Genomic DNA, 25,595 nt, shown 5'->3' with positions numbered 1-25,595 from the left:
GCCACGTCAGCCCGAGGAGGCGACAGATGATCACGCGCGAGCAGATATCCCAGGTCGTGGGCCATCCGGTGCACGACTCGGAGGGGAAGAAGATCGGCGACGCGAAGCACATGTATCTGGACGACGCCACCGGCGACCCCGAGTGGGTGACCGTCAAGACCGGCTTCTTCGGCAACAACGAGACCTTCGTGCCGACCCGGTCCGCACGACTGGTCGAGGACCACCTGGAGATCCCGTACGACAAGGACAAGGTCAAGGGCGCGCCCAACGTCGACGTGGACTCGGGTGGACATCTCTCGGTGGAGGAGGAGCGCCACCTCTACGCCTACTACGGCCTGGAGAACGCCGGCGGCGGCAGGGCCGGCCAGGGCACCGGCCAGAAGGCGGCGGCCGGGGGAGCCGCGGCGGGCACGGCCGGAGCTGCCGGGGCCGCAGGCGGCGGCGGACGGCACGCCAGGGGCGGCCGGGACGCCGACGCCGTGTCCGGCAGCGAGGCCGGGATCGGCGCCGGCGCGGGCCCCGCGGCCTACGCGACCGGCCGCACCGGACCCGCCGAGCGGCTCTCCGCCGACGCGGCGGCCGGCGACTCCGGCAAGACGCTGGGCGAGGAGATGATCCGCTCCGAGGAGGAGATGAGCGTCCACGTCGAGCGCCGCGAGGCCGGCCGGGCCCGGCTGCACAAGGTGGTGGACGTCGAGGACGTCGAGCAGACCGTACCGGTCACGCACGAGGAGATCCGGCTGGAACGCGAGCCGATCACCGACGCCACCCGGTCCGGCATCGGGGAGTCCTCGATCACCGAGGACGAGCAGGTCGTGACGCTCCACGAGGAGCAGCCGGTGGTCGACACCCGTATCGTGCCCAAGGAGCGCGTGCGGATGCGGGTCGAGGAGCACACCGAGCAGCGCACCGTGCACGGCAGGGTGCGCAAGGAGCGGATCGAGTCCGACACCGCCGCGGTCGAGAGCGAGCGGAAGGGCACGCGGGAGACCGGGCAGGACCGCCGCGACCAGCGGTTCCGCTGACCGACCCGGCCTGCCGGCGCCGCCGGCCGGTCCGTGCCGAAGCACCGATCCGGGCGCAGCACGGCCCGGGCGCCCGCCCCACACCGGGGCGGGCGCCCGCGCCCTTTCCCGCGCCGTGATCCCCCAGCGCGCCGTGATCCCCCAGCGCGCCGCGCCCTTCCGCGCCTCGCGTCTTCTCCGCGCCTCGCGCCCTTTGTGCGCGCGCCGCGCGTCTGCCCGCGGCGCACCGTCACACCTTCGGGGGACGTGTGCGCAACGAATCGCCGTTCCGTGCCGGTGACACGCAACGAATCGCCCCCCAGGGCGCAAGGATCACGCCTTCCGTTCGCCGCCGGGTCGGCCGTACCGTCGAAGCGACCTTCCACGACCCTTCTGACCAGGCGAAAGAGGCCCCATGGCGCCGTTGCGCACCGCGCTGCTGCAAGGTCCCCGCGGTGTCCCCGACGGCGCCGACGAGGCCCTGGCGGCCCTGGACGACGCCGCCGCACGGGCCGCGGCCCGCGGCGCCGCGCTGCTGGCCACCGGCGAGCTCTTCCTGTCCGGCTACGCGCTCGGCGACCGCATGGCGCACGCCGCGGAACCCGCCGACGGACCGGCCGCCCGCACGGTGGCCGCCATCGCCGCCCGGCACGGCGTGGCCGTCGTCTACGGCTGCCCCGAGCGGGACGGCGCGCGCGTCCACAACACCGCCCGGCTCGTCGGCCCGGACGGCCGCACCCTGGCCGCCTACCGCAAGACGCACCTGTTCGGCGCCTACGAGCGCGCCGTGTTCACGGCGGGCGAGCACCCGGTGGTGCAGGCCGACCTCGGCGGCGTCCGCGTCGGCCTGCTGATCTGCTACGACGTCGAATTCCCCGAGGCGGTACGGGCCCACGCGCTGGCCGGCACCGAACTCCTCGTGGTGCCCACCGCGTTGATGCGCCCCTACGAATTCGTCGCGCACACCCTGGTCCCCGCCCGCGCGTACGAGAACGGCCTGTACATCGCCTACGTCAACAGGTGCGGCCCGGAAGGGGAGTTCGACTTCGCCGGGCTGAGCTGCCTGGCCGGACCCGACGGCGCGGTGCGGGCACGGGCCGGCGCCGGGCCCGAACTGCTGGTCGCCGACGTCGACCTGGAGGTGCTGCGGGGCGCACGGGCCGAGACGCCGTACCTGGCCGACCGCCGCCCGGAGCTGTACCGCTCGCTCGGCCCCTCCGGGTGACCGGTCCGCCGCCCCGCCGCCCGACAGCCGTCCGCCCCGCCCCCGTCCTCCCCTCGCCGCCACCGCGCGGACCCACCGCCGCAGTCCAGGAGAACCGCCCATGACGTCCGTGCCCACCGCCGTCCACGAGGAGCCGCACCACCCGGCTCGGGCACAGCCGCCGCTGACCATGTTCGGCCCCGACTTCCCGTACGCCTACGACGACTACCTCGCGCACCCGGCCGGCCTCGGCTCCGTGCCGGCCACCGAGCACGGCACCGAGGTCGCGGTCATCGGCGGCGGTCTGTCCGGCATCGTCACCGCGTACGAACTGATGACGATGGGCCTGCGCCCGGTGGTGTACGAGGCCGACCGGATCGGCGGCCGGCTGCGCACGGTGGGCTTCGACGGCTGCTCGGGCATCGCCGGGGGAGACGAACTCACCGCGGAGATGGGCGCGATGCGCTTCCCGCCGTCCTCCACCGCGTTCCAGCACTACGTGGACCTGGTGGGCCTGCGCACCAAGCCGTTCCCCAACCCGCTGGCCCCCGCGACGCCTTCGACCGTCGTCGACCTCAAGGGGCGCAGCCACTACGCCACATCGGTCGAGGACCTGCCCGAGGTCTACCACCAGGTGATGCACGCCTGGAACACCTGCCTGGAGGAGGGCGCCGACTTCTCCGCCATGCAGCACGCGCTGCGCACCCGCGACGTGCCGCGCATCCGCGCTCTGTGGTCCGCGCTGGTCGAACGCCTGGACAACCAGACCTTCTACGGCTTCCTGTGCGACTCGCCGGCCTTCCGCTCCTTCCGGCACCGGGAGATCTTCGGCCAGGTCGGCTTCGGCACCGGCGGCTGGGACACCGACTTCCCCAACTCGATCCTGGAGATCCTCCGGGTCGTCTACACCGGCGCGGACGACGACCACCGCGGCATCGTCGGCGGCAGCCAGCAACTGCCGCTGCGGCTGTGGGAGCGCGCGCCGGACAAGATCCTGCACTGGCCGCAGGGCACCTCGCTCGCCTCGCTGCACGGCGGCACGCCGCGGCCCGCGGTCACCGGGCTGTACCGCACCGCCGGCGACCGGATCACCGTCACCGACGCGACCGGCGCCATCCGCTCCTACCGGGCGGCGGTGTTCACCGCGCAGAGCTGGATGCTGCTCTCCAAGATCGCCTGCGACGACTCGCTGCTGCCGATCGACCACTGGACGGCTGTCGAGCGCACCCACTACATGGAGTCCAGCAAGCTCTTCGTGCCGGTCGACCGGCCGTTCTGGCGCGACAAGGACCCGCGCACCGGGCGTGACGTGATGTCCATGACGCTCACCGACCGGATGACCCGCGGCACCTACCTGCTGGACGACGGCCCGGACCGGCCCGCGGTCATCTGCCTGTCCTACACCTGGTGCGACGACAGCCTGAAGTGGCTGCCGCTGAGCGCGCACGAGCGGATGGAGGTCATGCTCAAGTCGCTCGGCGAGATCTACCCCGGCGTCGACATCCGCCGGCACGTCATCGGCGACCCGGTGACCGTCTCCTGGGAGGACGAGCCCTACTTCATGGGCGCGTTCAAGGCGAACCTGCCCGGCCACTACCGCTACCAGCGCCGGCTGTTCACGCACTTCATGCAGGACGCGCTGCCCGCGGACCGGCGCGGCCTGTTCCTGGCCGGCGACGACGTGTCGTGGACCGCGGGCTGGGCGGAGGGCGCGGTGCAGACCGCGCTGAACGCGGTGTGGGGCGTGATGCACCACCTCGGCGGCGCCACCGACCCGGCCAACCCGGGGCCCGGCGACGTCTTCGACGAGATCGCGCCGGTGGAGCTGCCGGAGGACTGAGCACTGCCGTCGGAGGGCCGCCGCCCCCGTCACACCGGGGTCAGCAGGAGCCGGCCGACCAGTGCCACGGCGGCGTCCAGCCGGCGCTCGCACTCGCGGTAGGCCCGCGGACGGCGGCGCAGCGACCACAGCAGCAGCGCCGAGGCCCACGCGGCGTCCCGGGCCCGGGACAGGCTCCAGGTGCCGATCAGGTGGGTGAGCGGCTCGCACGCCTCCAACGGGTCGGGGCCGGGCATGAGTTCCTCCCTGACCCGCACCTCGATCGCGGCCAGCACCCGGCCGACGCGGTCGAAGTCCCCCTCCAGCGCCGCCGGTTCGCGCCCGGTGGCGCGGCAGGCGTCCACCACGGCGAGCGGCAGGTCGTGGCCGATGTGCGCGTTCACGCCGGCCAGCGCGAACTGGAGCGGATGCAGGCCGGTACGGTCGCGGGAGCGCAGCAGCGGCCGCCAGCAGGCCGGCGGGTGCGGCGACGCGACCGCGTCCAGGAAGCGCCCGGCGAAGAGCGTCGCCAGCGTCCCCGCCGCCGCGGGATCGGCGAAGTCGCCGGCCGCCACCCGGCGCGCGATCTCCTCGGTCACCGAGGTGTACACCCGGGCGAAGACGGCGACTCCGTCCCCGTGCCCCTGCTCCCGCGCCAGCCGGCGCATCCGCCGTGCCGCGTCCTCCACCCCGGGCCGCTCGCGTCGCGGCTCCTCGGCGAGTGCGCCGGGCCGCCGCCGGGACCCGGCCGGCCGCCGTCCGCCCGCGGGCCCCGTGGGACGGGGGAGGGGGTCCGGGCACGGGTCAGCGGGGGCGGGGATGTCGTGGTGCCGAGTGGTGTCGTGGTGCCGAGCGTCGTGGTGTCGGGCGGTGTCGTGGTCGCGAGCGCTGTCGTCCGGTCCGGCCTCGCCCGGTTCGCATCGCGAATGCCCGGTTCCGCCCGTTTCGGTGGAGTGGGGTGCCGTAGGGCGTCCGGAACCGCCTGTCACTGTGCGCATGCGGACAGCTTCCGGGGACGCCGCCGCGCGGCGGGCGCGGCGCGCGGGCCGCGGCCACGGAATACGCCGACCGCCCGAACGCCCGACCGCACCCGTTCCGACCGTCGTCCAGGACCCCTACCTGCGCGCCAACTCCCGTACGCGGCGCGGAAGATGGCGGCGCGCCTGTGCCATGGCGTATTCGCGCGGCATGAATTGCCGCTGGGTCACCCCAAGCGGCGGCGGGGGACCGCTACCGTGGAAGAAGGTCCGGCGGGCTCGATTCCCCCGTGCGCGCCCGCCGGGCCCCCTTGGTGACAAAGGTCCGGTATCCGCCGGACGGCCCGCGTCGATGCCCGGCCCGCGCGGCGCCCCGCGGTCCCTCCAGCCCCGGCCTCCGGCCTCCCCACGGCCTCGGCCGCTACGGCGACGTGCTCGCGGTCGTGACGCCCTCCCGGTCCGCGCCCGACGAGGCGGCGACCGTCGTACCCGCCGAGCGGACCACCCCGCCGCCCAGCACCAGGCCCAGCATCAGCACGGTGACCAGGCCGAACGACGCCGTCAGCGAACTCGCTCCGGCGATGCCGCCGATTGCCGCCGGCGCCACCAGCCCCGAGGTGTAGGTGACCGTGGCGACGCCCGCGATCGCCTGGCTGGGCACCGGCCCGCGCCGCCCGGCGGCGGCGAAGCACAGCGGCACCACGACCGCGATGCCCACGCCCACCAGGCCGAATCCGGCGATCGCCGGAGCCGGCGAACCGGCGGCCACCACCAGCAGCCCGCCCACCGCGGCGACGCCCCCGCCGGCCCTGACCGTCGCCGCCGCGCCCAGCCGGCGCACCGCGAGGTCGCCGAGCAGTCGGGTCGCGGCCATCGTGCAGGAGAACGCCGTGTACGCGAGCGCGGCGATCGCGGGCGAGGCGTGCGCCACCTCCCGCAGGTACACCGCGCACCAGTCCGCGCTGCCGCCCTCGGCGAACACCGCGCAGAAGCCGACCGCGCCGATCACCAGCGCCGAGCGCGGCGGCAGCGCGAACCGCGGCGGCGCGTCCTGGTCCCGCGCGGAGCGGATGTCGGGCGTCCGCGCGGTCGCGGCGAGGGAGACCGCGAGCAGCGCCGCCGCCATCAGTGCCAGGTGGGACCGGCCGTCCAGGCCCGCGTGCGCGGCCGGCACGCCGATCGCGGCGCCGGTCAGCGTGCCCACGCTCCACATGCCGTGCAGGCCCGACATGATCGACTTCCCCTTGCGCTCCTCGACGGCGACGCCGACCGCGTTCATCACCACGTCCGCCATGCCCGCGCTGCCGCCGAAGACCAGCAGCGCCAGGCACAGCCACGGCAGGCCGGGCGCCAGCGCGGGCAGCGCCAGCGCCGAGCACCACATGCCGAGCAGCAGTCGCAGCGCGGTCCGCGAGCCCAGCCGGTGCACCACCCGACCGGCCAGCGGCATCGACAGCATCGAACCGATCGCCGGGCACACCAGCGCGAGGCCCAACGCGCCCGCGCCCAGGCCCAGATGGTCCTTGATCCACGGGATGCGGGCGGCGAAGGTGCCCTGCACCGCGCCGTGCACGGCGAAGACCACGGCGATGGCGGCGTGGTGGCCGCGGACGCCGCGCGGTGACCACCGTGACGCGGTGGGAGCGCTCTCCATGGGCGTAAACTATCAGGAAGCCTGCCTGAAAGTTAAGGCGCGGCCCGGCTGCCCCGGCTGCCGCGGTCGAGGCCGTCGCGCCGAGTGCCCCCCTCGCGCGGAGTTCGCCGCGGGACGTCCGCCCGGAGCGTTCCGCCGGGGCCTCGTCCGGACCCTCGCCGGGAGTGGGCACGGCGCCGGCCCGGCCGGTGCGGCGCCGGGCGGGGCCAGGCCCCCGTTCTGGAAGGATCGCCCCATGACCGTCTCCCGCGTGCACGCCGGGAGGGGCGCCTCGCCCCGCACCGCCCGGGCCATCAACGACCGGCTGGCGCTGCGCCTGCTGCAGCGCGAAGGCCCGCTCACCGCCGGGCGGTTGAGGGACCTCATCGGCATGTCGCGGCCGAGCGTGGCCGATCTGGTCGAGCGGCTGCGGGAGTCGGGCCTGATCGAGGTCGTCGGCGAGGCGGGGGAGTCCAACCGCGGCCCCAACGCCCGCGTCTACGGCATCGTCGCCGACCGCGCGTACGTCGCGGGACTCGACGTGCGGCTGGACTCCGTGCGGGTGGAGATCGCCGACCTGCTGGGCCGTACGGTCGCCCGCGCGTCGCTGCGGGTGCCGCAGGACGCCGATCCCGCCGCCACCGTGCGGGACGGCATCGGCCTGCTGCGTGGCGCCGCCCGGGACGCGGGGGCCGACGCGCTGCACACCGTCGCCTTCGGCGCGCCCGGCATGATCGACCCGGTCACCGGCCGCATCCGCACCACGCGGGCGCTCCCCGGCTGGCACGGCGATCTGGTCGACGAGGTGCGCAAGAGTTTCGGCGTGCCGGTGCTGCTGGAGAACGAGGTGAACCTCGCGGCGGTCGCCGAGCAGCGGGCCCGCGCGGAGGGCGGAGCCGGCGCGGAGGGCGGAGCTGGCGCGGACGAACGGGGTGCGGGCGCGGAGACGTCAGAGACGGGCGGCCGGGACGGGCGCCGCGCCGGGTTGCCGCACGAGCGCGCCGGCGGGCCGCGGTATCAGGAGGCGCGGGCCGACGAGGGGGAGCCGGACGCGGAGACCTTCGTGCTGCTGTGGCTGGGCGCCGGCGTCGGCGCGGCGGTCGTGCTGGACGGACGGCTGCGGCGCGGCGTCTCCGGCGGCGCGGGCGAGGTCGGCTTCCTGCCGATCTCGCCCGACGGCGCGCTGCCCACCGCGACGGACTGCGACAGCGGCTACCACGGGCTGGTCGGCGGACGCGCCGTGCGCGCCCTGGCCGACCGGCACGGCGTGCCCGTCGCGGCGCCCGCCCCGGCCGGGACCCGCAAACGCGACGACGACGCGGACGCCGCCGCGGCGGCCGTGCGCGCCGCCCTGGCCGCGGGGTCCGCGGGGAGGGCTTCCTCGACGAACTGGCCGGGCGGATCGCGCTCGGCGCCGCCGCGATGTGCGCGGTGCTCGACCCCGGCCAGGTGGTGCTGGCCGGCGAGGTCGGCCAGGCCGGCGGCGCCGCGCTCGCCGACCGGGTCGCCGACCGGCTCGCGGCCATCTCCCCGCTGCACACCGCCGTCGTCCCCACCGTGGCCGGCGCGCAGCCCGTGCTGCGCGGCGCGGTGGTCACGGCGATGGACGCCGCGCAGGACGACCTCTTCAGCCCGCAGGGCTGACCCCCGCCCGCGCCGGCCGCGCGAGCGGCCGACCGCCCCCGCCCCGCGCGGCCGACCCCGCGGCCCGCCCCGCCGCCTGCCGGGCCGACCTCGCACCCCGTCCCGCCGCCCGTCCCGCCGCCTGCCGGGACGGGCGGCGCGGGCCGCCGCCTGCCGGGCCGGGCCGGGCCGGGCCGCAGTCCCCAACCCCGGCCCGCAGCCTCCCGATCCCGGCCCGGCGTCGCCGCCGCCCGCCCGCCCCGCCTGCCGTTTCCCCGCCGCCCGCGCGCCCGGACCCGTCGCCGCGCGTTACTTCGGACGTGCCCTGTGTGAGGCAGTGCACAGGCGGAGGCTGGAGCAGGGGGAGCGGGCGTGGCAGACTGAAGTCAGTAGTGACGTTCGCGCACTCCGGGGTCGGTGAAATTCCGAACCGGCGGTTACAGTCCGCGACCCGACCGCAACCAGCGGCCGGTTGACCAGGTGAAATTCCTGGACCGACGGTGAAAGTCCGGATGGGAGGCAGTGCGCGGCGGGCGTTCACTCAGGAGTTCGCCGCCGCAGGCGGGACCGCGCGAAGCGCGAGGACCGCAGGCGCCAGAACCCCCGGAGAAACCCCGCTGAGTCCCGATGCCCCGGAGTCCGTGCCCGATGAGGCAGGAGGACCCGGTGGCCGACACCGCCACGGAAGCAGCCGCGATGCGGCGCGCGATCGCGCTGTCCGCACGCGCCCTCGGCGCCACCGCCCCCAACCCCGTGGTCGGCTGTGTCGTCCTCGACGCCGCGGGCGAGACCGTGGGCGAGGGCTGGCACCGCAGGGCCGGCGGCCCGCACGCCGAGGTGCACGCGCTGCGCGCGGCCGGCGACCGGGCCCGCGGCGGCACCGCGCTGGTCACCCTCGAACCGTGCAACCACACCGGCCGGACCGGCCCCTGCGCCCAGGCGCTCATCGAGGCCGGCGTGGCCCGCGTCGTGTACGCGGTCGCCGACCCTAGCCCGGCCGCGGCCGGCGGCGCGCAGACCCTGCGGGCGGCCGGCGTCGACACCGAGGGCGGGCTGCTCGCGGAGGAGGCCGCCGCGGTCAACACCGCCTGGCTCACCTCGGTCCGGCTCGGCCGCCCGCACGTGCGGTGGAAGTACGCCGCCACGCTCGACGGCCGGATCGCCGCCGCCGACGGCACCAGCCGCTGGATCAGCTCGGCCGAGTCCCGCGCCGACGTGCACCGGCTGCGCGCCGAGTCCGACGCGGTCGTGGTCGGCTCCGGCACCCTCGTCGCCGACGACCCGCACCTGGCGGTGCGCGGCATCGACGGCGCCACCCAGCCGCTGCGGGTGGTCGTCGACACCCGCGCCCGCATCACCCCCACCGCGCCCGTCCTGGACGACGCCGCTCCCACCCTGGTCGCGGTCGGCAAGGACGCCGACACCTCCCACCTGCCGGGCGTCGACACGGTCCGGCTGCCGTACGCGGCCACCGCCCCGGGCGGGACCGGCGGCGCGGGCGGGACCGGTCTCGACATCCCCGCGCTGCTGACCGAACTGCACGCCCGCGGCGTCCGCTCGGTCCTGCTGGAAGGCGGCCCGACGCTGGCCGGCGCGTTCGTCGCGGCCGGCGCGGTCGACGCCGTCACCGCGTACCTCGCGCCCGCGCTGCTCGGCGCCGGGCCCGCGGCCCTGGCCGACGCCGGAATCAGCACCATCGCCCAGGCGTTGCGGCTGGCCGTGACCGATGTCGCCCGCCTCGGGCCGGACCTGCGCCTCACCGCCGTCCCCACTCCCCGAACTCCCCAGGAGAGCTGAAGTGTTCACCGGAATCGTCGAAGAACTGGGTGAGATCACCGCCGTCGAGAATCTGGGCGACGCCTCCCGGTTCACCGTCCGCGGACCCGTCGTCACCGAAGGCGCCAAGCACGGCGACTCGATCGCCGTCAACGGCGTCTGCCTGACCGTCGTCGAGTTCGGCGACGGCTCCTTCACCGCCGACGTGATGGCCGAGACCCTGAACCGCTCCAGCCTCGGCGCGCTCGCCCCCGGCTCCCGGGTCAACCTGGAGCGGCCGATGGCCCTCGGCGGCCGGCTCGGCGGCCACCTGGTGCAGGGCCACGTCGACGGCACCGGCACCGTGCTGGAGCGCACCCCCGCCGAGCACTGGGAGATCGTCCGGATCGCGCTGCCCGCGCAGTTGAGCCGCTACGTGGTCGAGAAGGGCTCCATCACGGTGGACGGCATCAGCCTCACCGTGGTCGACGCCGCGCCCGACTGGTTCAGCGTCAGCCTCATCCCGACCACCCTCGCGCTGACCACGCTCGGCATCAAGCAGCCCGGCGACCCGGTCAACCTGGAGGTCGACGTCATCGCCAAGTACGTCGAGCGGATGCTCGGCGACCGCGCGGCGGACCAGGCCGCCGGCGCGGGCGTCCCGGGAACCGCCGCCGGCGACACCCCGGACGCCGCGGCACGCGTCCGCGCTGCGGAGGCCGTCAAGTGAGCGCCCTGCACTGGCTGAACAGCGAGGCGTTCACCGCCTTCGACCAGCACGTCATGTGGTCCGACATGATCGGCAACCTGCTGGGCCTGGCCGCGCTCGCCCTCGGCTGGCGGCGCGCGATGCTCACCTGGCCGGTGCAGCTGCTGTCCGGCGCGGTGCTGGTCGCCGCGTTCTGGAGCGCGCAGCTCGGCGGCGGCGTCGGCAAGCAGTTCGTGGTGATCACGGTGGCCGGCTGGGGCTGGTTCCAGTGGCGGCGCGGCCGGGCGGACAGCGGCCGGGTGGCGATCCGCTTCGCCACCTGGAAGGAGCGCGCGCTGCTGGTCGTGGCCACCGGCCTGGGCACCGTCGCGGTCGCCTCGCTCTTCCTGGCCTACCCGTCGCTGTCGTGGAACCCCTGGCCGGACGCGTACATCTTCGTCGGCACGCTCGCCGCGATGGTCGCGCAGGCACGCGGCTGGGTCGAGTTCTGGTTCGCCTGGCTCGCCGTCGACGTGGTCGGCGTGCCGCTCAACTTCCACAGCGGCCTGCCCTTCTCCGGGCTCGTCTACATCATCTACTTCGTCCTGGTCCTCGCCGGCATGTACGCGTGGTGGCAGCAGACCCGGCGGGCGGCGCCCGCCGGCCGCGGACCCGCGGAGCAGGACGGCGCCGACCCCGTACAGCGCGGCTCCGAGCACCGGGACGACGCCGCACCCGGCGCCGTCACCGACCACCCCCAGGATTCCCAGGGCACCGACGTCGCGGAAGGAGTAGCGGCATGAGCGCCGTTACCGCACTGCAGGACGACTGGACCGCCACGCTCCGGCTCGACCCCGTCGAACGGGCCGTCGCCGACATCGCCGCGGGCCGCCCGGTCGTGGTCGTCGACGACGAGAACCGGGAGAACGAGGGCGACGTCGTCGTGGCCGCCGAGAAGATCACCCCGGAGACGGTCGCGTTCATGATGAACGAGTGCCGCGGGCTGATCTGCGTGCCGATGGAGGGGCCCGCCCAGGACCGGCTGGACCTGCCGCAGATGGTCGAGGCCAACACCGAGTCGATGCGCACCGCGTTCACCGTCTCGGTCGACGCGACCGCCGAGCACGGCGTGACCACCGGCATCTCCGCCGCCGACCGCGCCACCACCATCCGGCTGCTGGCCGACCCCACCGCGACCGCCGGGGACTTCGTCAGACCGGGCCACGTCTTTCCGCTGCGGGCCCGGCCCGGCGGCGTGCTGACCCGGGCGGGACACACCGAGGCCGGCGTCGACCTGGCCCGGCTGGCCGGACTGCGGCCCGCCGCGGCGATCGTGGAGATCGCGCTGGAGGACGGCACCATGGCCCGGCTGCCGGAGCTGGTGCCCTTCGCCCGCAAGCACGGCCTGGCGATCATCTCGATCGAGGACCTGATCGCCTACCGCCGCTCCAGCGAGCCCACCGTGCGGCGCGAGGCGCACACCGCGCTGCCCACCGCCTACGGCGACTTCACCGCCTACGGCTACCGCAGCACCGCCGACGGCGTGGAGCACATCGCGCTGGTCGCCGGCGACATCGGCGACGGCTCCGACGTGCTGGTCCGGGTCCACTCCGAGTGCCTGACCGGCGACGTCTTCGGCTCCCAGCGGTGCGACTGCGGCCCGCAGCTGCAGGCCGCGCTGCGCCGGGTCGCCGAGGCCGGCCGCGGCGTGGTGCTCTACCTGCGCGGCCACGAGGGCCGCGGCATCGGCCTGCTGTCCAAGCTGCGCGCCTACGAACTGCAGGAGCGCGGGCGCGACACCCTCGACGCCAACCTCGAACTCGGCCTGCCCGCCGACGCGCGCGACTACGGCGCCGCCGCGCACATGCTCGCCGACCTCGGCGTGCGGTCGCTGCGGCTGATGACCAACAACCCCGACAAGACCGGTGCGCTGGTCCGGCACGGCCTGGACGTCCTGGGCGTCGAACCGGTGCCGGTGGCCGCGGGCGAGCACAACCTGCGCTACCTGCGCACCAAGCGCGACCGGATGGGCCACGACCTGCCCTGGCTGGACGCCTCCGGCCACTGAACGACACCCGCACGACACCCGCACGACCCCCCGTACCCCCCAGCACGTACCGACGTACCGAGGAGACAGCACCCGTGAGCGGTAAGGGCGCCCCCGAGCTGACCGTGAAGAACTGCGCCGACCTGCGGGTCGCGGTGATCGCGGCGCAGTGGCACACCCAGGTGATGGACGGCCTGGTCGACGGGGCCGTGCGCGCCCTGCGCGACCTGGGCATCGACGAGCCGACGCTGCTGCGGGTGCCGGGCAGCTTCGAACTCCCGGTGGTGGCCAAGGTGCTGGCCGGCCGCGGCTACGACGCGATCGTGGCGCTCGGGGTGATCATCCGCGGCGGCACCCCGCACTTCGAGTACGTCTCCCAGGGCGTGACCGCCGGACTCACCCAGGTCTCGGTGGACACCGGCGTGCCGGTCGGCTTCGGCGTGCTCACCTGCGACACCGAGGAACAGGCCCTGGACCGCGCCGGGCTGCCCGGTTCGACCGAGGACAAGGGACACGAGGCGGTGACCGCGGCGGTGGCGACCGCGGCCCTGCTGCGTTCAGTATCCGAACCGTGGAGGTGAGCCGGGCCCGGTTCCCCGTACGCTAGGACCACCATGGCGAACAAGACATTCGAGGAGCTCTTCGCCGAGCTCCGGCACAAGGCCGCCACCGGCGACCCCGGCACCTCCCGCACCGCCGAGCTGGTGGGCAAGGGCGTGCACGCGATCGGCAAGAAGGTGGTCGAGGAGGCCGCCGAGGTGTGGATGGCCGCCGAGTACGAGGGCGCCGACGCCACCGCCGAGGAGATCTCCCAGCTGCTGTACCACGTCCAGGTGATGATGGTCGCCCGCGGGATCTCCCTGGACGACGTCTACGCCCATCTGTGAGCACGGCCGGAGCCGTCCCGCCCCCGGGTCCTCCCGCCGTGCCGTCCGCCGCACGTCCTCCGTCCGCCCGCACGAAACGCCCCGAAGAGAAGGAACCCGTCCTCATGCTGCGCATCGCCGTCCCCAACAAGGGCTCACTGTCCGCACCGGCGGCGGCCATGCTGCATGAGGCCGGCGACCGCCAGCGCAAGGAGTCCAAGGAACTGGTGATGGTCGACGCCGCCAACGGCGTCGAGTTCTTCTACCTGCGCCCGCGCGACATCGCGATCTACGTCAGCTCCGGGCGGCTGGACATCGGCATCACCGGCCGCGACCTGCTGCTGGACTCCGGGGCCAACGCCGAGGAGATCCTGCAACTCGGCTTCGCCCGCTCGACGTTCCGCTACGCCGGCCGCCCCGGCACCGCCACCGGCGTGCAGGACCTGGCCGGCCGCACCGTGGCCACCTCCTACGAGGGGGTGGTCGAGAAGCACCTGGCCGACAACGGCGTGGACGCCTCCGTGGTGCACCTCGACGGCGCGGTGGAGACCGCGATCAAGCTCGGCGTCGCCGACGCCATCGCGGACGTCGTGGAGACCGGCACCTCGCTGCGCAACGCCGGTCTGGAGACCTTCGGCGAGCCGATCATGGAGTCCGAGGCGGTCGTCGTCCGGCGCACCGGCGCCGACCCCGAGGAGCCCAAGGTGCAGCAGTTCCTGCGCCGCCTGCAGGGCGTCCTGGTCGCCCGCCGCTACGTGATGATGGACTACGACATCCGGGTCGAGCAGGTCGAGCGGGCCGTCGCCCTCACCCCCGGCCTGGAGTCGCCGACCGTCTCCCCGCTGCACCACGAGGGCTGGGTCGCCGTCCGCGCCATGGTCCCCACCGCGGACGCGCAGCGGATCATGGACGAGCTGTACGACCTGGGCGCCCGCGCGATCCTCACCACCGGCATCCACGCCGCGCGGCTGTGAGCGGCCCCGCCTCCGGGCCGGCCGGCGACGGCCCCGCCGCGCCCGGCCCCTCCGGCCCCGCGGGCGACGGCGCGCCGGCCGCCGCGCTGGGCCTGCCGGTCACCTTCCGGCCGCTGGTCACCCGGGTGCTGCTGCTCTCGCTCGCCGTGGCGCTGGTCGTCGTGCTCAGCACCGTCGCGGTGCTGATGCCGCGCGAGGGCGCGTCGCCGTGGAGCACCGGCGACCGGGTGACCGTGGTGGTCACCGGGGTGCTGATCGGCGCCGTGCTGACCCTGCTCGCGCGGCCCCGGGCGGTCGCCGACGCGGAGGGGCTGACCGTGGTCAACCTCACCGTCCGGCGCCGCCTGGCCTGGGCCGAGATCCTCGGGGTCAACCTGCGGCACGGCGACGCGTGGGTGCACCTGGACCTCGCGGACGGCACCACCCTGGCGGTGATGGGCATCCAGCCCGGCATCGCCCGGCAGCAGGCGCTGCGCGACGCGCGGCGGCTGCGCGCGCTGGCGCAGGAGCTCGGCGAGGCCCGCGGCGAGCGCACCGCGGGACCGCACCGGGACGCCTGACCCGCCGCCCGCACCGTGTGGTCCCCGCCACATGGCGCGGGGCGCGCCACGCCGTCCTTCGCACGCAACGCCGCAGTGATTACCCTGGATGCGGGCCGCGAGCCGACGGGCCCGCCCCGCAGCACCACCGCCCGCGCCGGCCGCGGGGCACCGACCAGCCGAGGAGTGACACCCCCACCCCGATGGACGAACCGTCCTGTAGTACCAGCGCCGCCCCTTCCTCCGGGACCTCCCGGCGACCAGGAGCGGCGGCACCATGATCAGCTCCCTCCTGCCGCTCGCGGCGGCCCTCGTCCTGATCCTCGCCAACGGCTTCTTCGTCGCCGCCGAGTTCGGCCTGGTGACCGTGGAGCGGCCGGCCGCCGAGCGGGCCGCGGCCGAGGGCGACCGCCGCGCCCGCAGCGTCGTCGCCGCCCTGAGCAAACTCTCCTTCCAGCTGTCCGGCACCCAGCTCGGCATCACCATCACCTCGCTGGTCGTCGGCATGCTCGCCGAACCTGCCCTCGCCCGCCTGCTCGAAGGCCCGCTGGGGTCGGCCGGCGTCCCGGACGGCGCGACGTCCGGCGTCGCGGTCGTGCTCGGCATGGCGGTCGCCTCCGCGCTGCAGATGGTGGTCGGCGAGCTCGTGCCGAAGAACTGGGCGGTCTCCCGGCCGCTGGCGGTGGCCCGGATGGTCGCGGGTCCGCAGCGGGCCTTCTCCCGCGCCTTCCGCCCGGTCATCGAACTGCTCAACGGCGCGGCCAACAAGCTGGTGCGGATGCTCGGCGTGGAGCCGGCCGACGAGCTGGCCTCCGCCCGCACCCCCACCGAGCTGGTCTCCCTGGCCCGGCACTCCGCGCTCGCCGGGGTGATCGAGCAGGACACCGCCGACCTGTTCGTGCGCACCATGTCGCTGGCCGACCTGACCGCGGAGAACGTCATGACGCCCCGGGTCCGGGTCAGCGCGCTGGAGGACACCGCGACCGCCGCGGACGTCCTGAACCTGACCCGCGCGACCGGCCTGTCCCGGTTCCCCGTCTACCGCGAGCGGCTGGACGACATCAGCGGCATGGTCCACCTCAAGGACGCCCTCGCGGTCCCCGGCGAGCTGCGCGCCCGCACCCCGGTCGCCCGGATCGCGGTCGCCCCGCTGCTGGTGCCCGAGACGCTGCCCGCGCAGACGCTGCTCGGCCTGCTGCGCAGCCAGCAGCCCATCGCGGTGGTGGTCGACGAGTACGGCGGCACCGCGGGCGTGGTCACCCTGGAGGACATCGTCGAGGAGCTGGTCGGCGAGGTGCGCGACGAGCACGACGCGGTCGACCTGCCCGAGCTGGCCCAGGCGCCGGCCGACGAGGGCCGGCCCGCGTGGGACGCCGACGGCGGCTGCCGGGTGGACACCCTCGGCCGGATCGGCCTGACCGCGCCCGAGGGCCCGTACGAGACGGTGGCCGGCCTGGTCGCCGACCTGCTGGGCCGCATCCCCGCGCCCGGCGACACCGCGCAGCTGCCGGGCTGGCTGCTGCGGGTGGAGGAGGTCGGTCACCACCGGGCCGAACGCGTGCGGATCGTCCGCACGCAGGACGCGGGCGGCGCGACGGCCCCCGAGGGCGGCGAGGCCGCCGCGTCTCCGGCGCGCCGCGAGCGCGTCACCGCGCCGGCCGAGCGGGTCGGCACGGTCGGCGCGCCGCGCCCCGCGGGGGACGCCGCGGACACCGGTGAGGCCGCGGGCTTGGCGGACGTTGCCGGCGCCATGGACACCGCTGACACCGCTGACACCGTGGACACCGCCGACGCCGGGGACACCGCCGACGCGGCGGGCGACCGCGCGGGGGAGGCGGGCGGACGATGAGCGCGCTGCAACTCCTCTTCGCCGTCCTGCTGGTGCTCGGCAACGGCTTCTTCGTCGGCGCGGAGTTCGCCCTGGTCTCGGTCCGCCGCAGCCAGATCGAACCGCTCGCCGGCGAGCAGCGCCGGGCCCGTACGGTGCTGTACGGCCTGGAGCACCTGCCGCAGATGATGGCCGCCGCGCAGTTCGGCGTCACGGTCTGCTCGCTGACCCTCGGCGCGGTGGCCGAGCCGACGGTCGCGCGCCTGCTGGAACCGCTGTTCTCCGCGGTCCGGGTCCCCGAGGACCTGGTGCACCCGGCCGGCTATGTGATCGCGCTGGCGCTGGTGGTCTTCCTGCACCTGGTGATCGGTGAACTCGTGCCGAAGAACCTGGCGATGGCCGACCCGGAGAAGACCGCGCTGTGGCTCAGCCCGGGGCTGGTCGGCTTCGCGCGCGTCTTCCGCCCGGTGATCGTGGTGCTCGGCGCGAGCGCCCGGCTGATCCTGCGGGCCTGCGGCGTCGAGCCGAAGGACGAGGTCGACGCGGTCTTCACCAGCGCGGAGCTGACCGAGCTGGTCGAGGACGCCCGGCAGGCCGGCCTGCTCGACCACGACGAGCAGGAGCGCCTGGAGGACGCGCTGGAACTGGGCACCCGCCCGGTCACCGAGGTGCTGCTCACCCCGGCCGAGCTGGTCACCCTGGAGCCCTCCGCGACGCCGCGGCAGGTCGAGGAGGTGACCGTGCGCACCGGCTACTCGCGTTTCCCGGTGGCCGGTCCCGCGGCCGGCGGCGGCCCCGCCTACCTCGGCTACCTGCACGTGAAGGACGTCCTGGACGCCGACGACCCGGACCGGCCGGTGCCGGCCCGGCTGTGGCGGCCGATGACCACGCTGGCCGCGGACCTGCCGCTGGACGACGCGCTCACCGCGATGCGCCGGGCGGCCACCCACCTGGCCGCGGTCGCCGACGCCTCCGGCCGGGTGCTCGGCCTGGTCGCCCTGGAGGACGTGCTGGAGATGCTGGTCGGCGAGGTCCGCGACCCGGCGCACACCGCCGCCGAGGAGCCCGAGGGACCGGGGCGGTCCGCGGGCGGCTCCCGTGGCGCGGGCTCCGGCGGCGCGGGCTCCGACGGCGCGGGCTCCGGCGGCGCCGGGGAGGGCCTGGCGGACCCGGCCCGGGCGGTGGCGCAGCCCTGACACGGGTCGGCCCGGCCGGCGGACGCGCAGCGGCGGATGCCGGTCGGCGGCGCCGACCGGGGGCCGCCGCCGGCGGGCCGGGCGCGTCCGCCGGGCCGGGCGCGTCCCCGGGCGCGTCCGCCGGGCCCGGCGCACGTTATTCGGCGGTGGGCTCGGGCGGCGGCAGCGCGGGGCCGCGGCCCGACAGCACCTCGCCGTAGGCCTGCATCAGGTCCGGCAGCCGCAGGGTGGCCAGCTCCTCGCGGGTGGGGGTGGCCGGGTACTCCGACAGCCGCAGGTCGCGGTAGGCGCAGCTCTTCTCGTACAGGGTGCGCAGCAGCCGGCCGTTGCCCAGCTCGTCCACCCAGCCCTGGTCGACCACGTGCCCGCTGATCGCGCGCAGTTCGTCCAGCGCCTCGTCGTCCCAGTGGTCGCCGTTCTCCGCGGCCAGCACCTCGCCTATCCGGGTCAGCTCCAGCGGGCGGTAGCTGGGGAAGTCGACGCGGGTGGTGAAGCGGGAGCTGAGCCCGGGGTTGGCGGCCAGCAGCCGGTCCATGCCCTCGGGGTAGCCGGCCAGGATCACCACCAGCCGGTCCCGGTTGTCCTCGGCCCGCTTCAGCAGCACCTGCAGCGCCTCGTCGCCGTACGCGTCGCCCTTGCTGTAACCGGAGTTGGACAGCGCGTACGCCTCGTCCACGAAGAGCACGCCGCCGAGCGCGGAGTCGATCAGCTCGTTGGCCTTCACCGCGGTCTGGCCGAGGAACTCGCCGACCAGATCGGAGCGTTGGGCCTCCACCAGGTGGTCGCCGCCGAGCAGCCCGAGCGCGTAGAAGACCCGGCCGAGTATCCGCGCGACGGTGGTCTTGCCGGTGCCCGAGGGGCCGGAGAAGACGAAGTGCCGTTTGGGCGGCTGCACCGGCAGGCCCTGCGCCGAGCGCAGCCCGGCCATCCGCAACTGCGCGGACAGCGCCCGCACCTGGCGCTTGACCGGCTCCAGGCCGACCATCCGGTCGAGTTCGGCGAGCGCCTGGGTGAGCAGCACCGGATCGGCGCCGCCCAGCGGCAGTTGGGGCGCCGCCGCCGCGCCGAAGGAGCTCTGCGAGCGGTCCCGCAGCGGGTCCTCGATCGGGCCCGGCGCGGTCAGCGGGTCGTCCAGCTCGGCCGCCGCGGTTCCGCCCGAGGGGGCGTCGGCCAGCAGCGCGGCCTCCATGTCGGCGCCGCCCTCGGGCACGGACTGGCCGGCGCCGGCCAGCGACACCGCGGCCAGGCCCGCGCCCTCGTCCAGGCCGTCGTCGGACTCGTGGATCGCCGCCAGCCGGGCCGCGGTGTCCATGAACGCCGGGTCCACCCGGTGCACCGCCCGGTACAGCGGCACCGCGGCCGCGGTGCGGCCGGTGCCCTCGTAGGCGCGGGCCAGCCAGTAGCGCAGCTCCTTGCGCTGCGGCTGCTCGCTGCGGCAGCGCATCAGCGCGGCGGCGAGCAGCGGTTCGGCCTGGCCGCACATCTCCAGCCGGACCCGGGCCATGCCGCCGAACAGGCCCGCCTCGATGCCCAGGACCGGGTCGCCGAGCAGCGGCTCGGTGTGCCGCACCAGGTGCTCCCAGTCCTTGACCAGATACGCCCGGCAGGCGTGCAGGAAGCGGACCTGCGGATCGGTGTCGACCGGCGGGCAGTCGGCCAACGCCTGGTCCAGCTCGGCGACATGGCGGCCGTCCAGCCAGTGCGAGGCGTGCGCGAGCAGCAGGTCGCGGCTGGTCTCCAGCACGGGCTGCACCCACCAGCCCAGCCAGTACCAGGAGTTGAGGGTCCTGCGGTGGCCGGCGCGCTGCTCGCCGAAGCGCTCGCGGTGCCGGTACATCTGCAGCAGCGCCGTCGAGGTGTCGGCGCGCAGCGCGTGCAGGCCCAGCCAGGCGTCCGCCATGCCCGGGTCCATCCGCACCGCGGCCCTGAACTCCTCCTCGGCTTGCGCGTACGCGCCGACGGTGTACGCGTCGACGCCGCGCAGCCAGGCCAAGTCGGCCGGGGAGCCCGGGCGGTCGGTGCCGAAGTCCATCAAGTCCCCACCTAACCAGTCCCCCGCCTCGCCGACGCCTCGCCCAACCCGGCACGGCCGGGCGGGAGTTGAGGCATGCAGCAGCGTTCCCCAGGCGCTGCGCCACCCCGTTTCGCATCGTACCCGCGTTGTTCGCGGCGCCGTAGGGTGCGACGAAGATCGCGGTGGTCCGCATCGTGCGCCGGGCGCGGGGACGGACGAGCGCCGGGTGCTCACGCACGGTGAGCGCGCGCGGGCGTGGATCGGACATCACGGGCGGCGGCAGCGGGTTGGGGGCAGAGCAGAGCCCCCGGTCACGGGGGAACAACCGGGGGCTCCGCGTTCTGCGAGCGGTCGTCCAAGACCGCTAGTTGAAAACGTAATTGCTGCATACCCAGGCGGTCAAGCGGTGATGGCGCGGCCTACGCCCGACGCCGCAGGCGGGTGTGCGCGGCCGTCGCGGACCGTCCGGCGGGTGGTCACCCGGGCATATTCAGTGATCACCCTCGGTGATCGCGGGAGGGCCCCGGCGCGGCGCGGTAGCCGTCCGGCGTCTGGTGGACCAGCAGGTCGGCGTACGGGCGGGTGGGGTCGGCGGCGAAGTGCTCGTCCTCGGCGCGGGTCCAGCCGGTCCAGAAGCGCGCGAGCCCCGGGCCGTCGCGGCGCAGGCCGCGCGCGCGGGCGATGGACGGGTCGACCTCCAGCCACAGCACCAGCGCGAGGTGCGGGCGCAGGGCGGCGCGGCCGGAGCCGACGCCCTCCAGCAGGACGACCGGCGCCGGCGCGATCTCGCGGGTGCCGCGGAACGCGCGCGCGGTCCAGTCGTAGACGCGGTGCCGGGCGGGGCGGCCGGCGGCGAACGGGGCGAGCACCTCGGCGGCGAGCCGTCCGGTCCACGCGAACGGCTCGTCGTGGGTGGCCAGGTCGTCGGTGTGCACGACGGGGGCGCCGCCCAGGGCCGCGGCGATGCTGCCGGCCAGGGTGGTCTTGCCGGAACCGGCGTGGCCGTCGACGGCGACCAGTCTCACCGGCCCGCACGACGGTTCGCGTGCGGCCACCGCATCTCCCCAGTCCGGCTCCTCCACGCGTCGACTCTACGTTGTGTCGCGTCCGGGGTCGCGTCCGCCCATGAGCCGCGTCCCGGCCCGGCGGGGCGGGCGCGACGCCGCACGGGGACGAAAAATACGCGCGGCGTCCCAGGCGGGGAGTTAGCGTGGCCGCATGGACGAACGCACCGCGGGAGCCGGCCCGCTGGACGCCGAGCGCCTGGCCCGCGCCAAGAGGGCGGTCGGCGACGCCGGCCTGGACGCCCTGCTCATCGCCCCCGGCGCCGACCTGCGCTACCTGACCGGCTATCAGGCGCTGCCGCTGGAGCGCCTGACCTGCCTGGTCGTCCCGGCGAGCGCCGACCCCTTCCTCGTCGTCCCCCGGCTGGAGCACCCCGCCGCGCTCGCCTCCCCGGCCGGCGGCCTGGACCTGGAGGTCACCGCCTACGACGAGACCGACGACGCGTACGAGCTGATCGCCCGCCGGCTGCCGGCCGGCACCCGGGCGTTCGCGGTCGACAACCAGATGTGGGCCGAGAAGCTGCTGGCCTTCCAGTCCGCGCTGCCCGGCGCCCAGGCCGCGCTGGCCGGCGACGTGCTCTCGGTGCTGCGGATGCGCAAGTCCCCCGGCGAGGTCGAGGCGCTGCGCCGGGCCGGCGCGGCGATCGACCGGGTGCACCGCAGGGTCGGCGAGTGGCTCAGGCCCGGCCGCACCGAGCGCGAGGTCGCCAAGGACATCGCCGACGCCATCATCGAGGCGGGCCACGCCACCGTGGACTTCGTGATCGTCGGCTCGGGCCCCAACTCCGCCAGCCCGCACCACGACGTCTCCGACCGGGTGATCAGGACCGGCGACCCGGTGGTGGTCGACATCGGCGGCACCACCGAGGACGGCTACTGCTCGGACTCCACCCGCACGTACGCCGTGGGGGAGCCGCCGGCCGCCTTCCGCGAGCTGTACGAGGTGCTGCTGCGCGCGCAGACCGCGCAGACCGACGCGGTGCGGCCCGGCATCACCTCCGAGGAGCTGGACGCGGTCGGCCGGGACATCATCGCCGCGGCCGGCGACGGCGAGCACTTCGTCCACCGCACCGGCCACGGCATCGGCATGGAGACGCACGAGGAGCCGTACATCGTGGCCGGCAGCACGCGGGCGCTGGAGCCGGGCATGGCCTTCTCCGTCGAGCCGGGCATCTATCTGCCCGGCACCTTCGGCGCGCGCATCGAGGACATCGCGGTGTGCACCCCGGACGGCGGCGAGCGGCTCAATCTGACCGGGCGTGACCTGGTGGTTCTCCCCGGGTGAGCGCCAATGGTGGAGACCAATATTGGTCCTGATGGCGGGCCGACAAGCCTGGTGGAAACGGCGGGCGAACGACCATAGTGGTGCGCACCGCCGCCCCGCGCCTGTCCGCGGGCGCGGCGGCATTCCCGTCCACGTCGAGGGAAACCGAGGGGAACCCATGACCCACACCGCGCCCCGGCGTGCCGTACTGACCGCCGCGCTCGCGGCGGCCGCGGCCACCGCGACCGCGCAGACCGCGTCCGCCGCCGCTCCCGAGGCGGCGCCGGACGCCGCCGGGCCGGCCGCCGGCGCCGCACCGCACGCGCCGGGCGGCGCCGCGGCCGCCGACGCCGCGCCGGTCGACTACCACGGGTGGACGTCGCTGCCCGACTGGCTGTTCGGCACCCACCACGGCACCGTGCCGGTCCCCGGACGGCGGCCCGGCGTCGCCATCGGCCGGGCCACCGGCACGCTGGACTACACCGACCCGCACACCGGGACCACCGCGACCTGGGAGTACGCCTCCTGGACGTCGCCGGAGCGCACGGTGCCGCACCCGGCGAGCGAGCTGATCTCCTCCTGGAACGCGCACACCCCTGCGGGCACCTGGCTGCAGGTCGAACTGCTCGGCACCTACACCGACGGCACCGCGACGCCGGCGTACGTGATGGGCCGCTGGACCGCGGGCGACGGCCCCGAGGACATCCGCCGCACCTCGGTGGACGACCAGACCGACGGCAAGAGCAGCATCTGGACCGACACCTTCTCCATCGACGACACCGCCGCGGGCCCGCTGCTGGCCTCCTACCGGCTGCGGCTGACGCTCTTCCGCAAGCCCGGCAGCACCGCGACGCCGCTGGTCTGGCGGCTGGGCGCGATGGCGTCGAACATCCCGGACCGCTTCACCGTGCCGACCTCGACGCCGGGCGTCGGCGCGGGTGTCGAACTGCCGGTGCCGCGCTACTCGCAGAACATTCACAAGGGCCAGTACCCCGAGTACGACAACGGCGGCGAGGCCTGGTGCAGCCCGACCTCGTCCACCATGGTCATCGAGTACTGGGGCCGCGGGCCCACCGCGGCCGACCTGGCCTGGGTCGACCCCTCGTACGCCGACCCGCAGGTCGACCAGGGCGCCCGCTACACCTACGACTACCAGTACGAGGGCTGCGGCAACTGGCCGTTCAACGCCGCCTACGCCGCCACCTACAAGGACCTGCAGGGCGTCATCACCCGGCTGCACTCGCTGAACGACGTGGAGCGGCTGATCAAGGCCGGCATCCCGGTGATAACGTCCCAGTCCTTCCTGGCCTCCGAGCTGGACGGCGCGGGCTACGGCACCTCGGGCCACCTGATGTGCATCGCCGGGTTCACGCCCGAGGGCGACGTGGTGGCCAACGACCCGGCCAGCGACAGCGACGACGCGGTCCGCAACGTCTACAAGCGGGCCCAGTTCGAGACCATCTGGCTGCGTACGAAGCGGATCACCGCGTCCGGCGGCACCGGCTCGGGCACCGGCGGGGTGTGCTACCTCTACTTCCCCGCCTTCCCCAGCCCCGGCCAGCGGCGCGCGCTGGCGTCGGTCGGCGTCGTCTGACCCGGGCGCCGCGAGCCGGCGCGGGGGCCTCGTGAGTCCCGCGCGTCCCAAGGACCCCACCCCCGTTCGAGGGGGTGGGGTCCTCGCGTCGGCCCCTGTCGCGCCAGGTGGTAGAGACCAATCTTGTGGGTTGCTCTAAAGGTCTGGACCAAAACATTGACGGGTTCGCGTCAGCGCAGGATTCTGCTTGCCACGTTCCCCCACAGGAGGTCCGACGTGAAACGTGTGAAAGCAATCGGCTCGGGCGTGGCCGCCGCGGCCCTGGCCGTCGCCGGGCTGGGCGCCGCGACGGCATTCGGCGCGGGGCAGGCCGACGGCGCCACCGTGACGCCGCACGCCGCCCTCAGCAGCCAGTGGTACGCCGCGGCGCCGTACCTGATGCCGCTGGACAACAACCCGCCGAGCGCGACCGCCATCATGGACGCGACCGGCCTGAAGGCGTTCCAGCTCGCCTTCATCCTGGCCCCCAACGGCGGCGGCTGCAGCCCGACCTGGGGCGGCACCGCGCCGGTCTCCTCGGACACCGCGGTCGGCAACGTGATCTCCGCGATCCGCGCCAAGGGCGGCGACGTCTCCATCTCGATCGGCGGCTACGGCGGCACCAAGCTCGGCCAGGCGTGCTCCGACGCCGCCTCGACCGCCGCCGCCTACCAGCAGGTCATCACCAAGTACGGCCTCAAAGCGATCGACTTCGACCTGGAGGAGCCGGAGTACGAGAACACCGCCGCGGTCTCCCACGAGATCGGCGCGGCCAAGATCCTCCAGCAGAACAACCCCGGTCTCTACGTCTCGGTGACCACACCGGGCACCGCGGCCGGCACCGGCTGGTTCGGCCAGCAGATGCTCAACGAGGCCAAGGCACAGGGCTTCACGCCCAACAACTTCTCCATCATGCCGTTCGACGGCGGCTTCAACGGGGCGGCCTCGCAGACCGCCGCGCTCGACTCCTTCAACGGCCTGCTGAAGAACACCTTCGGCTGGGACACCGCGACCGCCTACGCCCACGAGGGCTTCTCCGGCATGAACGGCCGCAGCGACTCCGGCGAGTACTTCTACCAGTCGGACTTCCAGACGGTGCTGAACTACGCGACCAGCCACGGCATGGGCCGCTTCACCTTCTGGTCGCTCAACCGCGACCGGCAGTGCAGCCCGCCGGACAACAACGGCAGCACGTCCGGCTCGTGCAGCAGCGTGCCGCAGACCGACTACGAGTTCGCCAAGTACTCCGTGCAGTTCGCGGGTGCAACGCCGCCCACCAACCCGCCGACCACCCCGCCGCCCACCTCGCCCGGCGGCAACTGCGCGAACCTGCCCACCTGGACCGCCGGCGCGGTCTACGTCGGCGGCAACGAGGTGCAGTACAACGGGCACAAGTGGAAGGCCCAGTGGTGGACCACCAACGAGGTCCCCGGCACGACCGGCCAGTGGGGCGTCTGGGTGGACGAAGGCCCCTGCTGAGCCCTCCGCCGAGCCCCGCGCGGCGGCCCGCCGCGCGCCTCCCGGGAG

Annotated in this window: 20 protein-coding genes, 1 pseudogene and 1 riboswitch; of the genes and pseudogenes, 17 read left to right on the top strand and 4 right to left on the bottom strand. The window is 75.0% G+C overall.

Annotated features, from left to right (window positions below; genetic code table 11):
* Positions 1-26 precede the first annotated feature (26 nt).
* The 3 genes from VSR01_RS04830 (at position 27) to VSR01_RS04820 (ending at position 4,048) form a co-directional block, all read left to right on the top strand.
* Positions 27-1,025 (top strand): PRC and DUF2382 domain-containing protein, encoded by a 999-nt coding sequence (locus tag VSR01_RS04830; protein WP_326448040.1) that lies wholly within the window; start codon positions 27-29, stop codon positions 1,023-1,025.
* Positions 1,026-1,419: 394 nt separating this feature from the next.
* Positions 1,420-2,229 (top strand): carbon-nitrogen hydrolase family protein, encoded by an 810-nt coding sequence (locus tag VSR01_RS04825; protein ID WP_326448039.1) that lies wholly within the window; start codon positions 1,420-1,422, stop codon positions 2,227-2,229.
* Between the two features lie 100 nt (positions 2,230-2,329).
* Positions 2,330-4,048: a flavin monoamine oxidase family protein gene (locus VSR01_RS04820; protein WP_326448038.1), complete on the top strand. Its 1,719-nt coding sequence runs from the start codon at positions 2,330-2,332 to the stop codon at positions 4,046-4,048.
* A 29-nt stretch (positions 4,049-4,077) separates the two neighbouring features.
* Here the strand turns inward: VSR01_RS04820 and VSR01_RS04815 are convergent, their stop codons facing one another.
* Both VSR01_RS04815 and VSR01_RS04810 read right to left on the bottom strand, forming a co-directional pair.
* A complete protein-coding gene (locus tag VSR01_RS04815; protein ID WP_326448037.1) occupies positions 4,078-4,716 on the bottom strand; it encodes a DUF5995 family protein in 639 nt (212 codons plus the stop codon).
* Between the two features lie 709 nt (positions 4,717-5,425).
* Positions 5,426-6,658, bottom strand: coding sequence for an MFS transporter (locus tag VSR01_RS04810; protein ID WP_326448036.1), 1,233 nt, complete (start codon positions 6,656-6,658; stop codon positions 5,426-5,428).
* A 235-nt stretch (positions 6,659-6,893) separates the two neighbouring features.
* On the opposite strand from VSR01_RS04810, the gene VSR01_RS04805 reads away from it, so the two are divergent.
* The 11 genes and pseudogenes from VSR01_RS04805 to VSR01_RS04755 all read left to right on the top strand — a co-directional run bounded on the left by VSR01_RS04805 (position 6,894) and on the right by VSR01_RS04755 (position 18,153).
* On the top strand, positions 6,894-8,681 hold the full coding sequence (locus VSR01_RS04805; RefSeq protein ID WP_442785400.1) for an ROK family protein: 1,788 nt from the start codon (positions 6,894-6,896) through the stop codon (positions 8,679-8,681).
* A riboswitch (FMN riboswitch) is annotated at positions 8,660-8,790 on the top strand. It overlaps the preceding gene by 22 nt.
* Positions 8,791-8,908: 118 nt before the next feature.
* Positions 8,909-10,057: a bifunctional diaminohydroxyphosphoribosylaminopyrimidine deaminase/5-amino-6-(5-phosphoribosylamino)uracil reductase RibD gene (ribD, locus tag VSR01_RS04800; protein WP_326448035.1), complete on the top strand. Its 1,149-nt coding sequence runs from the start codon at positions 8,909-8,911 to the stop codon at positions 10,055-10,057.
* Position 10,058: 1 nt separating this feature from the next.
* Entirely contained in the window at positions 10,059-10,745 is a 687-nt protein-coding gene (locus VSR01_RS04795) for a riboflavin synthase (RefSeq protein ID WP_326448034.1), read from the top strand.
* Positions 10,742-11,374, top strand: a pseudogene (locus tag VSR01_RS04790) (nicotinamide mononucleotide transporter family protein); the annotation flags it as partial. The gene VSR01_RS04795 and the pseudogene VSR01_RS04790, both read left to right, overlap by 4 nt.
* A gap of 128 nt (positions 11,375-11,502) precedes the next feature.
* Positions 11,503-12,771, top strand: coding sequence for a bifunctional 3,4-dihydroxy-2-butanone-4-phosphate synthase/GTP cyclohydrolase II (locus tag VSR01_RS04785; RefSeq protein ID WP_326448033.1), 1,269 nt, complete (start codon positions 11,503-11,505; stop codon positions 12,769-12,771).
* A 74-nt stretch (positions 12,772-12,845) separates the two neighbouring features.
* The gene (ribH, locus tag VSR01_RS04780; protein ID WP_326448032.1) at positions 12,846-13,331 is read left to right on the top strand and encodes a 6,7-dimethyl-8-ribityllumazine synthase; all 486 of its coding nucleotides are present in this window, start codon (positions 12,846-12,848) and stop codon (positions 13,329-13,331) included.
* Between the two features lie 33 nt (positions 13,332-13,364).
* Positions 13,365-13,637 (top strand): phosphoribosyl-ATP diphosphatase, encoded by a 273-nt coding sequence (locus VSR01_RS04775; protein ID WP_326448031.1) that lies wholly within the window; start codon positions 13,365-13,367, stop codon positions 13,635-13,637.
* A 104-nt stretch (positions 13,638-13,741) separates the two neighbouring features.
* Positions 13,742-14,590, top strand: a complete 849-nt coding sequence (gene hisG, locus VSR01_RS04770; protein ID WP_326448030.1) for an ATP phosphoribosyltransferase — start codon at positions 13,742-13,744, stop codon at positions 14,588-14,590.
* Positions 14,587-15,150 (top strand): PH domain-containing protein, encoded by a 564-nt coding sequence (locus VSR01_RS04765; RefSeq protein WP_442785399.1) that lies wholly within the window; start codon positions 14,587-14,589, stop codon positions 15,148-15,150. Before hisG ends, VSR01_RS04765 begins: the two co-directional genes overlap by 4 nt.
* Before the next feature lie 256 nt (positions 15,151-15,406).
* Complete coding sequence (locus VSR01_RS04760) at positions 15,407-16,978, top strand: hemolysin family protein (RefSeq protein ID WP_326448029.1); 1,572 nt, start codon at positions 15,407-15,409, stop codon at positions 16,976-16,978.
* On the top strand, positions 16,975-18,153 hold the full coding sequence (locus tag VSR01_RS04755; protein WP_326448028.1) for a hemolysin family protein: 1,179 nt from the start codon (positions 16,975-16,977) through the stop codon (positions 18,151-18,153). The genes VSR01_RS04760 and VSR01_RS04755 overlap by 4 nt, the downstream gene beginning before the upstream one ends.
* A 136-nt stretch (positions 18,154-18,289) precedes the next feature.
* Here the strand turns inward: VSR01_RS04755 and VSR01_RS04750 are convergent, their stop codons facing one another.
* Together VSR01_RS04750 and VSR01_RS04745 are read right to left on the bottom strand one after the other, a co-directional pair.
* Positions 18,290-20,185, bottom strand: coding sequence for an AAA family ATPase (locus tag VSR01_RS04750; RefSeq protein ID WP_326448027.1), 1,896 nt, complete (start codon positions 20,183-20,185; stop codon positions 18,290-18,292).
* A 479-nt stretch (positions 20,186-20,664) separates the two neighbouring features.
* Positions 20,665-21,222 carry a uridine kinase family protein gene (locus VSR01_RS04745; protein WP_326448026.1) on the bottom strand — a complete coding sequence of 186 codons (558 nt, stop codon included), beginning with the start codon at positions 21,220-21,222 and terminating at the stop codon, positions 20,665-20,667.
* Between the two features lie 163 nt (positions 21,223-21,385).
* Between VSR01_RS04745 and VSR01_RS04740 the strand changes: the two genes are divergently transcribed.
* From VSR01_RS04740 to VSR01_RS04730, 3 genes are all read left to right on the top strand, one after another.
* A complete protein-coding gene (locus VSR01_RS04740; RefSeq protein ID WP_326448025.1) occupies positions 21,386-22,516 on the top strand; it encodes a M24 family metallopeptidase in 1,131 nt (376 codons plus the stop codon).
* A gap of 157 nt (positions 22,517-22,673) precedes the next feature.
* Entirely contained in the window at positions 22,674-24,089 is a 1,416-nt protein-coding gene (locus VSR01_RS04735; protein WP_326448024.1) for a C39 family peptidase, read from the top strand.
* Positions 24,090-24,335: 246 nt separating this feature from the next.
* Positions 24,336-25,547, top strand: coding sequence for a chitinase (locus VSR01_RS04730; RefSeq protein WP_442785644.1), 1,212 nt, complete (start codon positions 24,336-24,338; stop codon positions 25,545-25,547).
* Positions 25,548-25,595 lie beyond the last annotated feature (48 nt).

Origin of the sequence: Actinacidiphila sp. DG2A-62 (assembly GCF_035825295.1) — a bacterium.
Classification (GTDB): Bacteria; Actinomycetota; Actinomycetes; order Streptomycetales; family Streptomycetaceae; genus Actinacidiphila.
This window is presented reverse-complemented; position numbering and strand designations above follow the sequence as displayed.